This is a genomic window from Bacillus sp. FSL R5-0585 (genome assembly GCF_038004545.1).
GTDB classification, from domain to species: domain Bacteria; phylum Bacillota; class Bacilli; order Bacillales; family Bacillaceae_G; genus Bacillus_A; species Bacillus_A cereus.
Map to the genome: position 1 here is coordinate 4,527,329 of NZ_JBBORJ010000001.1, position 12,186 is coordinate 4,539,514.

Here is a 12,186-nt window from a genome sequence, read left to right on the forward strand (position 1 = left end):
AAAATAGAATAATTTTCCATTAATTGTTTGATATAATAGGATAAAAAGACATTTGGGGGAGACGAAATGGCGCTACTGGAGTTGAAACAGTTAGGGAAGGCGAACCAGTTACCGGAAATTGAGCTAAAGGTTGAAAAAGGACAATGTATTGTTTTGCAATGCAATAATCATACAGCTAAAGTGTTACACCGCATTATTATTGGTGAAGAAGAAGCTTCGACTGGCAATGTACTGTTTGAAGGAGAAGTGATTGGAAAGAAAAATTATTCCCGCATCGGTTTTTGTTTTTTGAAAGACGAGGCATATGATCGTTTGAAGGTGAAGGAATACTTTAATTTTTTTATGGGGCTTTATGAATCGAATATGAGTACAGAAGAAGTTGTACAATATGTCGGTCTCTTAGATAAGTTAAACGTTAAAATAGAAAAACTATCATTTTCAGAGAAGCGTCGTCTTCATATTGGACGAATGATGATTCATAATCCGGATTTAATCATTTTGGAAGAGCCAGAGCAAAATGTCGATATAGAGAGTACGGTTATTATTCGAAAAGCGATTATGAAAATGAAAGAGCAAGGAAAGGCAATCTTTATTACGTCATCATTTCTATCGGATGCCCTTTCGTTAACAGAGGACGTATACATATTAAACAACGATGGTGTGAAAAAGATAGAAATTGAACAAGAGGAAGTGGAAGAAGTCGGTGAAGAAAAAGTCATTCAAATGATTCCGCAAATGAAGTTAGAAAGAATACCTGCGAAAGTAAACGATAAAATCATTTTACTTGATCCGATGGAAATCCATTTCATTGAAACGCAAAACGGAGTAACGCATATTCACGTTCGTGAAGGCGATTTCGTATGTGCATTAACATTAAGTGAACTAGAAGCGAGATTAACAGGTTTTGGTTTCTTTAGATGTCATCGCTCGTACCTTGTAAATTTACAAAGAGTACGAGAAGTGATTACATGGACTCGTAACAGTTTCAGTTTAATTTTGGATGACGAAAGAAAAAGTTCAATTCCACTTTCAAAAGGACGCATGGATGAATTAAAAGGTGTGATTGGGCTATAAAAAGTGCTCCAATAAGCTCAACATGCGATTCATTCACCGGTAAAAATACTCCTTTTACCGGTATTTTACTGCGTAATCCCTTTGTTTTTCATATGATTGAGTCAAGAAAAGCGAAACAAACAAACGAAAAGCGCTAAAGCGACTTTCATCTATAAAGAAGAAAAACAAAGGAGATGAAGAAATGACATTGGCAATTGAAATGAAAGATGTAATGAAAAGTTTCGACGGAAAAACAGCACTTGGAAATGTAAATATTGAGGTGAAGCAAGGAGAGATATTCGGATTTCTCGGACCGAGTGGATCTGGTAAGACGACAACAGTAAAAATTTTAACTTCTCAATTGCTTCATAGTGTTGGAACGGTAAGAGTATTAGGGAAAGATATTACAGGACCAAGTAGCATCGATTACAAACGAATTGGTATTTTAACAGATAACAGCGGCTTATATGAAAGAATTAGCATTTATGATAACTTATTATTATTTTGTGACTTATACGATTGCAAAAAAGAACGAATCGATGAAGTACTAGCACAAGTGAATCTATTAGATGATAAAAAAACAACAGTAAAAAAATTATCAAAGGGAATGAAGCAACGCGTCACACTAGCGAGAGCAATCCTTCATAAACCAGATATCCTCTTCTTAGACGAACCAACATCTGCACTTGATCCGGTAAACGTACAAAACATTCATAAAATCTTAAACGACTTAAATAAAGAAGGAACGACGATTTTCTTAACGACTCACAACATGGACGAAGCAGAAACGCTTTGTAACCGCATTGCCTTCCTGTGTGGCGGAGAAATTGTAGCACTTGATACACCGGAGAACCTTCGCTTACAATACGCGAAAGATCAAATACAAGTCGTGTTAAAGGATAAGAAGAAAGAAACGGTACAAAAAGATGAATTAGGTGCAAAACGTATTTCAGAATGGATGAACAAAGGAGAATTACTATCTATTCATTCACACGAACCAACTTTAGGCGATATTTTTATTGAAGTTACTGGGAGGGGATTATAATGACATTTTCAATGAAACGGTTTTCGGCTATTGTAAGAAAAGAAATAAATGATGCAGGTAAAAACTCACAAGTTATATTAATGGCGCTATTACCTATTCTACTTGCTGTATTCTATAGTAATATGGATTCTATAAAAGAGTTCTTTGCAGGTTTTATTATTGTAATGACGATTACCATGGTGGGAAGTTATGTGCAAGCAATTATTATTGCAGAGGAGAAGGAAAAACACACGTTACGAGTATTGATGTTGTCTCCGGCAAGTCCAATAGAAGTTATTTTAGGGAAAAGTGTATTAACTGTATTTTTTGTACTAGCATCTAGTTTTATTAGTTTAGTGATTTTAGATACTTTTAAAGGAAATATTGGTATGCTAGTTATTATTATTTTAATAGGAACATTGTTATGTGTCGTTTTAGGTACTATAGTTGGCTTACTATCCCAAAATATAGCACAAACATCTATATTGGGGCTTCCGATTTTTATAATATTCATAATGGGGCCGATGCTACAAGAAATGGTTAAGAATGAATTTATTATAAAAGTAGTTAATCTTCTTCCGACAAATCATGTTATGGAGGCATTGCAAAAAGTTATAAAGGGAGAAGGGTTTATTGCGATTCAAGAACATATTTTAAACAATACAATTTGGAGTATATGTCTTATCATTCTTTGTATTATTGTGTACAAAAAGAAACAATTAGACTAAAAACTGAGCCAAAAGTGCTCAGTTTTTTCTTTTTTCTATCATTTCCTCGGAAATTTTGCAATTCTCATACATATTTTTACATATTTTGTCGAAAAGTAATTAGTTATACATTGTATAGGATACGTGAATATTGTTCAAAATGATTGCTGAGGTGATGATGGAATGCGAGGAAGAAATAATAAAAAGTCGCAAAAGGTAGTACATTTATTTCAAAAAAGATGGGTGTTTCCGGCACTATACATTGCTTGTGCAGCGGTAATCTTAATGGTTGCGCTATGGTTCCAAGGAGCTAATCCGAAGAAGACTCCAAACCACGATCAAGCAACACCGTATACACAATCGGAAGATCCAGCAGTACCAGTAACGAAATCTTCAGAAGTAGTGAAAATGCCAGCTGCCGCGAATGCGGAAGTAGTCGTACAGAAGAAATTCTATGAAGATGCAGCAACTGAGGCGGAACAAGAAAAAGCACTTGTCTTTTATAACAACACATATTCCCCCAACAAAGGAATTGACATTGCTGCGAAGAATGGAAAAGAATTCAATGTTGCCGCTGCTTTAAGTGGTACAGTAACGAAAGCTGAAAAAGATTCACTTCTTGGTTATGTTGTAACAGTTGATAGTGGAAATGGTGTAGCGGTATCTTATCAAAGCTTAGGCAGTGTAAAAGTAGAAAAAGGTGCAAGAGTTGCACAAGGTGAAGTATTAGGAACATCCGGTCTAAGTGCAATGAATAAAGAGGCAGGCTCTCACGTTCACTTTGAAGTACGTAAAGACAATGTGGCTGTGAACCCTGAACGTTACTTAAATAAATCAGTAACAGAAATTAAAGCTGATGCAGGTGCTGCAAAGGCTACGAATGCTTCTGGTAAAAAAGCTGATGACAAATCTCAAAAAGAAGAGAAGTCAACGAGCACGAAACCTGAAAGTAAAACAGAAGACAAGTCTCAAAAAGAAGAGAAATCAACAAGCGGTTCAACTAGTGACAAAAAAGAAGAACCGAAGAAAGAAGAAAAATCAACAAATGGTTCTACAGAATCATCTAACGATTCTTCTTCACAAGAATAATGAAGTGAAAAAATCAGTTCCCACTAGGGGAGCTGATTTTTTTATTTTTATATAAAAATACTCAATTTCGAGAAAAAAGTTGCAATAACAAGGAAAAATGACGAGATTCTCGAATATATATTACAAAAGGGAGGGGATACTGTGTCATTTTTGTTTGTTCTGTCGACTGCTATTATTTTATTGTTTGTTTTATTCACTTTATATTATTACATTGCCGGTAAGAAAGAGGTTCCCCACCATCAATTGTTAGAAGAAGAATTGGAACGAGAAGAATGACACCTTATATATAAGGTGTCATTTTTTTTCGCTATAATAGTCAGTTTTAACGTATTTCTCACAAAAAAACGTAATTTTTCTTAACTTAGTCCGCAAAAATAGTGAACATGTAGCATATATCAGTAGTGCGGGCAATACAATGGTATAAACCAAAGCAAAGAGAGTGTTTGAGGTGAGAAATCGTGAATCATTTCATTATAAATCCAAGAATGTTTAACGCTTACAAACAGCACTCACACTTACTTCTTAGTCGTATGCAGCGAGGCTCATTTCACCCTTCTCACATCCAAATTAGGGAGGCGAGTGGTGTGCACGATTACATCAAAGAGAGAACTATCAAGATTGGTAAGTATATCGTGGAGACAAGAAAGACAGTGCGTGTCATTGCAAAGGAATTTGGGGTATCAAAGAGTACAGTCCATAAAGATTTAACAGAACGTCTACCAGAAATTAATCCAGAGCTCGCAAATGAAGTGAAAGAAATTCTTGATTATCATAAGTCTATTCGTCATTTAAGAGGGGGAGAAGCAACAAAACAAAAGTATAGAAAAGAAGATGTAGAGAAGCCTGTACGTCAATAATGTTACAGTAGCAAACATTCCGTTCACATTCGGTAATATTTTTCAGAAGAATTCTTTTTGCGAATATTACGTTTCTGTTAAATTTATGATAAAATCAGAAATTAGGTGAAAAGAATTCGGGTGTAACCTGATTTTGAATATCGAGGAGGAAAAAACGGGAATGTTTGCGCGAGATATCGGAATTGACCTAGGTACGGCTAACGTATTAATTCATGTTAAAGGTAAGGGTATTGTATTAAATGAGCCATCTGTTGTGGCGATTGATCGTAATAGTGGTAAAGTATTAGCAGTAGGTGAAGAAGCGAGAAGCATGGTGGGACGTACGCCTGGTAATATTGTAGCAATCCGTCCACTTAAAGATGGTGTAATCGCAGATTTCGAAATTACAGAAGCAATGTTAAAGTATTTCATTAACAAATTGGACGTAAAGAGCTTCTTTTCAAAACCTCGTATTTTAATTTGTTGTCCAACAAATATTACATCAGTAGAACAAAAAGCAATTCGTGAAGCTGCTGAACGTTCAGGTGGTAAAACAGTATTTTTAGAAGAAGAACCAAAAGTAGCCGCAGTTGGTGCTGGTATGGAAATCTTCCAACCAAGCGGTAACATGGTTGTTGATATTGGTGGAGGTACAACAGATATCGCTGTACTATCTATGGGTGATATTGTTACCTCTTCCTCTATCAAAATGGCTGGCGATAAGTTTGATATGGAGATCTTAAACTATATTAAACGTAAGTATAAGCTATTAATCGGAGAACGTACTTCAGAAGATATTAAAATTAAAGTTGGTACAGTATTCCCAGGTGCACGTAGCGAAGAACTTGAAATTCGCGGACGTGACATGGTAACAGGCTTACCACGTACAATTACAGTATGCTCTGAAGAAATTACAGAAGCATTAAAAGAAAATGCAGCTGTTATTGTACAAGCTGCAAAAGGCGTATTAGAGCGCACACCACCAGAACTATCTGCAGATATCATCGACCGCGGTGTTATTCTAACAGGCGGTGGAGCTTTACTACACGGTATCGACATGCTTCTAGCAGAAGAACTAAAAGTACCAGTATTAATTGCTGAAAACCCAATGCACTGCGTTGCGGTTGGTACAGGTATTATGTTAGAGAATATCGACAGATTACCAAAGCGTGCTTTGAGATAATTTGAAAGAACTAAGGCTAATGCCTTAGTTCTTTTTTCGTTTTTATATTTTTTTATTTTGTTTTTTTGCGAAAATGGAAGGAAAATAGAGAAATATGAAGGAAACAGGTAAAATATTCATATATATGGTTAAATTTAATATTTCCTTAATTGAAAACGTTTATAATATAATGAGTCGAATACGACATTAAGGCAAATAATGTTTCAATACATATTGCCTTTCCCTAATTTGGGCATACACTCTTTTCCACCTCCGTGTCAGTTGCAAAAATGTGCAACTATTTTAATGGAATAGAGTGTGTGCATTTTTTTTTAGGAAGTTGTGCTAAATATAAAATGTTACTTTGTAATGACAAACAATAAACAAAATGGGATAATAGCAATATGTCCAAGTGGTAAGACCAATATTACAAAAGGGGCGATTGTTACATGCTAAATATAGAACAAATTAAAGAAATCATTCCTCACCGCTATCCATTTTTACTTGTTGATAAAATATTAGAAGTAGATGAAGGAAAAAGAGCGGTTGGGATTAAAAATGTATCCGCAAATGAAGAATTCTTTAACGGACACTTCCCTGACTATGCAGTTATGCCTGGTGTACTTATTGTAGAAGCATTAGCACAAGTCGGAGCAGTTGCAGTATTAAAGAAAGAAGAAAACCGCGGAAGACTTGCTTTCTTTGCAGGTATCGACAATTGCCGTTTCAAAAAACAAGTACGCCCAGGTGATCAGCTTCGTCTAGAAGTAGAAATGACACGCGTACGCGGCCCAATTGGAAAAGGAAAAGCAATCGCAACAGTAGATGGTGAAGTTGCATGTGAGGCAGAAATTACATTTGCGATTGGTGATAAAAAAGAATAGAGAAAAATAAAAAAATCTCCTTGTGAAAAGACAAGGGGATTTTTTAGTTTCTGCTATATAACGATGAAACGATAATATGCAAACTAATCAGAAAATATCTTGTAAATAGATGGTAATTACCATATACTTACTTTATTATTTATCTAGAAAACAGGATAAGTGATAAAGGTAATAAAGAAATAAGGGCATTGTCATATTGTTAAGATACTTAAATAAGACAAAGTAGAATGTTATTGATTATGATGAAATATGGGGAAAACAGCAAAAAATTAATTAGACGTATGAAATCGAGCATAAAAGAGAGAAAAGGGAAATGTCGCATTTCACAAAAGGAGATTATGAATATGTTCGGGAGAAAGAAAAGAAAACCATTACGACAATTAATTACACATAAAGAGCCTAAATCGCGTATTACAGAACAATACCGTAACATTCGTACAAACATTGAGTTTACATCTGTAGATAATCATGTTCGTTCTATTATTGTTACTTCAGCCGATCCAGGTGATGGGAAAACAACAACAATCGCAAACTTAGCAGTTGTTTTCGGACAACAAGGAAAGAAAGTTTTATTAATTGGAGCTGACTTGCGTAAGCCGACGATACAAAACTTATTTGCTATTCATAGTTCAAATGGGTTAACGAACCTATTATCAGGACAAGCGAAACTCGTGCAATGCATTCAAAAAACAGATATAGAGAACGTATACTTAATGGCAGCAGGCCCAATTCCGCCAAACCCAGCTGAATTATTAGGGAGCCGGATAATGGATGAGGCATTACTAGAAGCATATAACATGTTTGATATTATATTAATCGACACACCACCTGTCCTTGCGGTTACAGATGCACAAATACTAGCGAATAAATGTGATGGAATCGTACTCGTTGTACGAAGTGAAAAGACGGAAAAAGATAAAATCGTAAAAGCGAAACAAATACTAGATAAGGCATCTGGAAAAATACTTGGAGTCGTTTTAAACGATAAAAAAGAAGAAAAAGAGCAGTATGGTTATTACTAAAATATGAAAAAGCCAACAAAAATTTGTTGGCTTTTTTGTTTTCTGAAAATTATTTATCAAGTTATACAGTGTAAAAAGCATGATATGATAAAATTTTTGGGAAATCATTGGAATGTGTTGTCATATTTAAGATTATTTTGTAAGATTAAACTTGTTTGTTAGAAGCTTGTATTAAATAATTTATTTAAATAAAAAAATATAAGATGAATATGCTATAATTTTTCTTATGTGCAAATTTTAGAAAGTTGGAGGAACTTATGGAAGAAACAATTAGTTTGAAAGAGTTATTTCATATCTTAAAGAAACGTTTAGCAATGATCCTCGTAATCGCCTTTGGTGCAGCTATAGTAAGTGCTATCATTAGCTTTTTCTTTATGACACCAATCTATCAATCTTCGACGCAAATTCTTGTGAATCAGAAGAAACAAGAGGGTGCAATGATTCAAGCAGGTGAAGTTCAAACGAATATTCAATTAACGAATACATATAAGGTTATTATTAAAAGTCCAGTGATTTTGGAACAAGTAAGAGCGAAGCAAAATTTAAATATTACATTACAAGACCTAACAAAGAAAATTGATGTTACAAACGAAAGAGAATCTCAGGTTATCTCGGTCACTGCACAAGATAAAAATCCAAAAATGGCTCGTGATATCGCAAATACTATAGCTGAAACATTCAAAGCTGAAGTTTCAAAAATCATGAATGTTGATAATGTAACGGTATTATCTAAAGCTGAAGTTGTAGAAAATCAATCACCAATTAAACCACGCCCAATGTTAAATGTAGCAATTGTTTTCTTTATTGGTCTATTAGTTTCGGTGGGTCTTGCATTCTTATTAGAATACTTAGATAACACGGTGAAAAAAGAAGAAGATGTAGAAACCTTACTTGGTTTACCAGTGTTAGGCATTGTAGCTCGCATGGATGAAGAAAAAATGAACATGAAATCACATGCTCCATCATCAAGAAAAGTGAGGGGACAAACAATTGGCTCTTAATTTATTTAAAAAGAAAAAGAATCATCGTCAACGTCGTCAATTAATTGCTCATCAACAACCGAAATCACCAATTTCAGAACAATATCGTAATATTCGAACGAATATTGAATTTGCGGCTGTTGACACAAATTTACATTCATTAATGGTAACGTCTGCAAATCCAAGTGAAGGAAAAACGACAACGACAGCGAACATGTCAGTGGTTTTTGCCCAACAAGGAAAGAAAGTACTATTAATTGATGCAGATATGCGTAAACCAGCGATGCATCAAATGTTCCAATTAGATAATATTTTTGGACTAACGAACGTATTAACAAATAGTGAACGTTTAGAGAAATGTATACAAGCGACATCTGTAGACAATCTAAGCTTTTTAGCATGTGGTCCAATCCCACCAAATCCAGCAGAATTGTTAGGTTCGAAATCAATGAAAGAACTTCTTGGGCAAGTATACAGCATGTATGATTTAGTGATTTTTGATATGCCGCCAATTTTAGCTGTTACCGACGCGCAAATTATGGCAAATGTATGTGATGCTTCTATTCTTGTCGTTCGTAGTGAATCGACCGAGAAAGAAACAGCAGTAAAAGCAAAAGGATTGTTAGAATCGGCTAAAGGTAAACTGTTAGGTGTTGTTTTGAATGACTGTGAACGTGAACAAGGCTTATATTATTATTACGGTGCAAACTAGTTTTAAAGTGAGATATGGTAGAAACATATCTCCTTTTTTCCCTTGAATATGAGATGTATCTCATATTCAAGGGAAAAAAGATTTTTATATGAGAGAGGGAGGATGAAACAAATGATAGATTTACATTGTCACATTTTATCTGGTATCGATGACGGTGCACAGACAGTGACTGATAGTTTAGCGATGGCACAACAAGCTGTGTCAGAGGGAATACATACAATTGTCGCGACGCCGCACCATCAAAATGGAAAATATATAAATGAACGTACCTCAATTATTCATGGAGTAAAACAACTAAATGATGAACTACAACAACATAATATTCCACTTACTATTTTACCTGGGCAAGAGGTCAGGTTATATGGCGATTTATTAGAAGACTATGAAGCTGGTAAAATCGTTACTTTAAATGAAACAAATAAATATATATTCATTGAATTTCCATCGAATCACGTACCTCGTTATGCAGAACAACTATTATATGAACTACGTGTAAAAGGAATGATTCCAATTATCGTTCATCCGGAACGTAATGCCGAGTTAATCGAGAGGCCAGATAAGTTATATAACCTTGTAAATAAAGGGGCATTAACGCAAGTAACGGCAGGTAGTTTATTAGGGAAATTCGGTAAAAAAATTAAAAAGTTTTCACTTCAACTTGTAGAACATAATTTAACACATATGGTCGCTTCAGATGCACATAACACAACGTCAAGAGGTTTTCACTTAGCGGAAAGCTATGAATTAATTGGAAAAGAATTTGGAATGAGTGTTATGAGTGATTTAAAAGAAAATCCGTATTTATTAATTAGTGGGAAGGCAATTTATAAAGAAGATCCAGAACAAATCCGTCGTAAAAAATTGTTCGGTATTTTTTAATTGAAGAGTTTGGGTGATGTCTCCTAACCGTTATCAATGGGGGCACTCGGTTGTGCTGTGGGTAGAAATTTTTATTTCGCACCTACCTTAGACGCTTGTCGTCGGAAGTACGGCGTGAGGTTGGGTTAGATGCCCACAATTTATTTATATATAGAAACTCTACCTATGGAGTTATAACTATGACTTTATAGGTAGGGTTTTTGTTTTTGTTTTTGTTATTGTTACATATAAATAAAAGTGATTAAGGAGGCCTTGGTTTGAAAAAAGTAAAAAAAGCAATTATTCCAGCGGCTGGTCTTGGGACAAGATTTTTACCAGCGACAAAAGCGATGCCGAAAGAAATGTTACCAATTGTTGATAAACCGACAATTCAATACATAGTAGAAGAAGCGATAGAATCAGGAATTGAAGATATTATTATTGTTACTGGAAAAGGAAAACGTGCGATTGAAGATCATTTTGATCATTCCTTTGAATTAGAACAAAATCTTTTAGAAAAAGGAAAGCATGAAATACTGGAAAAAGTACAAGCTTCCTCAAAAATTAATATTCATTACATAAGACAAAAAGAACCAAAGGGTCTAGGGCACGCAGTATGGTGCGCTCGTAAATTTATCGGAAATGAGCCATTTGCGGTATTACTTGGTGATGATATTGTCCAAGCAGAAACACCATGTTTACGCCAATTAATGGATCAATATGAAGGTACACAGTCATCGGTTATTGGTGTACAAACAGTGCCAGAAAATGAAACACATCGTTACGGTATCATAGATCCGATTGAACAAAACGATCGTCGTTATCAAGTGCGTCAATTTGTTGAAAAACCAGCTCAAGGGACAGCACCATCAAATTTAGCAATTATGGGTCGTTACGTATTAACACCAGAAATTTTTATGTTCCTTGAAGATCAACAAACAGGTGCAGGTGGAGAGATTCAGTTAACGGATGCGATTCAACGATTAAATGAAATTCAACGTGTATTTGCGTATGATTTTGAAGGCACTCGTTATGATGTCGGGGAGAAATTTGGTTTTATTAAGACTACAATTGAAATAGCAATGCAGCAGGAAGATTTAAAAAGTAGACTCATAGAATATATGACAAATTTTTTAAAAGAAAAAGCTCAGTGAGGTGAAAGAATTGACATTAATAAGAGTATCAGATGAAGAAAATGATAGTATGATGGATCTAGAAAAAGTAAATAACTGTAGAAGTTATTTATTAGCAAAGCGTTGTATGGACATTGTAGGTGCAGTATTGGGTTTAATTATACTGTTTCCGGTTTTTTTAATTGTGGCATTACTTATTAAATATGAGGATCCAAAGGGATCTGTTTTTTTTAAACAGGTACGCGTAGGAAAAAACGGGAAAGAATTCCATATGTATAAATTTCGTTCTATGGTTACGGATGCAGAAAAGAAACTGAAAAATTTATTGCAATATAATGAAGTATCTGGGGCTATGTTTAAAATGAAAGATGATCCTCGAGTTACGAAGATTGGGAAGTTTATCCGTAAAACAAGTATTGATGAACTTCCACAATTATTTAATGTTTTAAGGGGAGATATGAGCCTTGTAGGACCAAGACCACCTTTAGTTCGTGAAGTAAGTGAGTATACAACGTATGACAAACAAAGACTTTTAGTGACTCCTGGCTGTACTGGGCTTTGGCAAGTTAGTGGGAGAAGTAATATTGGGTTTAATGAGATGGTGGAATTAGATTTGTTTTATATTACAAATAGGAGCATTGTATTTGATATCAAGATTATTTTAAAAACGGTTCTAGTATTGTTTGGATCTAAGGATGCATTTTAATATTAAAAAAAAGAGTAACT

The 12,186-nt window shown here is 34.7% G+C and carries 14 protein-coding genes; all 14 read left to right on the forward strand.

Annotated elements, in window-relative coordinates; all coding sequences use genetic code 11:
- The first annotated feature begins 66 nt into the window (after window positions 1-66).
- A complete protein-coding gene (locus MKY38_RS23340; RefSeq protein ID WP_087875971.1) occupies window positions 67-1,074 on the forward strand; it encodes a LytTR family transcriptional regulator DNA-binding domain-containing protein in 1,008 nt (335 codons plus the stop codon).
- Window positions 1,075-1,255: 181 nt separating this feature from the next.
- A complete protein-coding gene (locus tag MKY38_RS23345) occupies window positions 1,256-2,098 on the forward strand; it encodes an ABC transporter ATP-binding protein (RefSeq protein ID WP_341049801.1) in 843 nt (280 codons plus the stop codon).
- The gene (locus MKY38_RS23350) at window positions 2,098-2,805 is read left to right on the forward strand and encodes an ABC transporter permease (RefSeq protein WP_000144419.1); all 708 of its coding nucleotides are present in this window, start codon (window positions 2,098-2,100) and stop codon (window positions 2,803-2,805) included. The genes MKY38_RS23345 and MKY38_RS23350 overlap by 1 nt, the downstream gene beginning before the upstream one ends.
- A 162-nt stretch (window positions 2,806-2,967) precedes the next feature.
- Window positions 2,968-3,873, forward strand: a complete 906-nt coding sequence (locus MKY38_RS23355; RefSeq protein WP_001214926.1) for a M23 family metallopeptidase — start codon at window positions 2,968-2,970, stop codon at window positions 3,871-3,873.
- 141 nt (window positions 3,874-4,014) lie between these two features.
- Entirely contained in the window at window positions 4,015-4,149 is a 135-nt protein-coding gene (locus tag MKY38_RS23360) for a hypothetical protein (RefSeq protein WP_000008903.1), read from the forward strand.
- 308 nt (window positions 4,150-4,457) lie between these two features.
- On the forward strand, window positions 4,458-4,730 hold the full coding sequence (gene spoIIID / locus MKY38_RS23365) for a sporulation transcriptional regulator SpoIIID (RefSeq protein ID WP_000544012.1): 273 nt from the start codon (window positions 4,458-4,460) through the stop codon (window positions 4,728-4,730).
- A 160-nt stretch (window positions 4,731-4,890) separates the two neighbouring features.
- Window positions 4,891-5,892 carry a rod shape-determining protein gene (locus MKY38_RS23370; protein ID WP_000457978.1) on the forward strand — a complete coding sequence of 334 codons (1,002 nt, stop codon included), beginning with the start codon at window positions 4,891-4,893 and terminating at the stop codon, window positions 5,890-5,892.
- Window positions 5,893-6,320: 428 nt separating this feature from the next.
- On the forward strand, window positions 6,321-6,755 hold the full coding sequence (fabZ, locus tag MKY38_RS23375; RefSeq protein ID WP_000931959.1) for a 3-hydroxyacyl-ACP dehydratase FabZ: 435 nt from the start codon (window positions 6,321-6,323) through the stop codon (window positions 6,753-6,755).
- Between the two features lie 344 nt (window positions 6,756-7,099).
- The gene (locus tag MKY38_RS23380; protein ID WP_142953634.1) at window positions 7,100-7,777 is read left to right on the forward strand and encodes a polysaccharide biosynthesis tyrosine autokinase; all 678 of its coding nucleotides are present in this window, start codon (window positions 7,100-7,102) and stop codon (window positions 7,775-7,777) included.
- A 257-nt stretch (window positions 7,778-8,034) separates the two neighbouring features.
- Complete coding sequence (locus tag MKY38_RS23385) at window positions 8,035-8,778, forward strand: YveK family protein (RefSeq protein ID WP_341049806.1); 744 nt, start codon at window positions 8,035-8,037, stop codon at window positions 8,776-8,778.
- Window positions 8,768-9,469, forward strand: coding sequence for a CpsD/CapB family tyrosine-protein kinase (locus MKY38_RS23390; RefSeq protein WP_341049809.1), 702 nt, complete (start codon window positions 8,768-8,770; stop codon window positions 9,467-9,469). The genes MKY38_RS23385 and MKY38_RS23390 overlap by 11 nt, the downstream gene beginning before the upstream one ends.
- A gap of 111 nt (window positions 9,470-9,580) precedes the next feature.
- Window positions 9,581-10,348: a tyrosine-protein phosphatase gene (locus MKY38_RS23395; RefSeq protein WP_341049811.1), complete on the forward strand. Its 768-nt coding sequence runs from the start codon at window positions 9,581-9,583 to the stop codon at window positions 10,346-10,348.
- A gap of 257 nt (window positions 10,349-10,605) precedes the next feature.
- The gene (gene galU, locus MKY38_RS23400; RefSeq protein ID WP_341049813.1) at window positions 10,606-11,481 is read left to right on the forward strand and encodes a UTP--glucose-1-phosphate uridylyltransferase GalU; all 876 of its coding nucleotides are present in this window, start codon (window positions 10,606-10,608) and stop codon (window positions 11,479-11,481) included.
- Window positions 11,482-11,491: 10 nt separating this feature from the next.
- The gene (locus tag MKY38_RS23405; RefSeq protein WP_341049816.1) at window positions 11,492-12,166 is read left to right on the forward strand and encodes a sugar transferase; all 675 of its coding nucleotides are present in this window, start codon (window positions 11,492-11,494) and stop codon (window positions 12,164-12,166) included.
- The last annotated feature ends 20 nt before the right edge of the window (window positions 12,167-12,186 follow it).

Excerpts from the sequence above, each read along its gene's own strand:
- MKY38_RS23340 (WP_087875971.1), top strand. The coding sequence starts at position 67 with ATGGCGCTACTGGAGTTGAAACAGTTAGGGAAGGCGAACCAGTTACCG.
- MKY38_RS23345 (WP_341049801.1), top strand. The coding sequence starts at position 1,256 with ATGACATTGGCAATTGAAATGAAAGATGTAATGAAAAGTTTCGACGGA.
- MKY38_RS23350 (WP_000144419.1), top strand. The coding sequence starts at position 2,098 with ATGACATTTTCAATGAAACGGTTTTCGGCTATTGTAAGAAAAGAAATA.
- MKY38_RS23355 (WP_001214926.1), top strand. The coding sequence starts at position 2,968 with ATGCGAGGAAGAAATAATAAAAAGTCGCAAAAGGTAGTACATTTATTT.
- MKY38_RS23370 (WP_000457978.1), top strand. The coding sequence starts at position 4,891 with ATGTTTGCGCGAGATATCGGAATTGACCTAGGTACGGCTAACGTATTA.
- fabZ (WP_000931959.1), top strand. The coding sequence starts at position 6,321 with ATGCTAAATATAGAACAAATTAAAGAAATCATTCCTCACCGCTATCCA.
- MKY38_RS23380 (WP_142953634.1), top strand. The coding sequence starts at position 7,100 with ATGTTCGGGAGAAAGAAAAGAAAACCATTACGACAATTAATTACACAT.
- MKY38_RS23385 (WP_341049806.1), top strand. The coding sequence starts at position 8,035 with ATGGAAGAAACAATTAGTTTGAAAGAGTTATTTCATATCTTAAAGAAA.
- MKY38_RS23395 (WP_341049811.1), top strand. The coding sequence starts at position 9,581 with ATGATAGATTTACATTGTCACATTTTATCTGGTATCGATGACGGTGCA.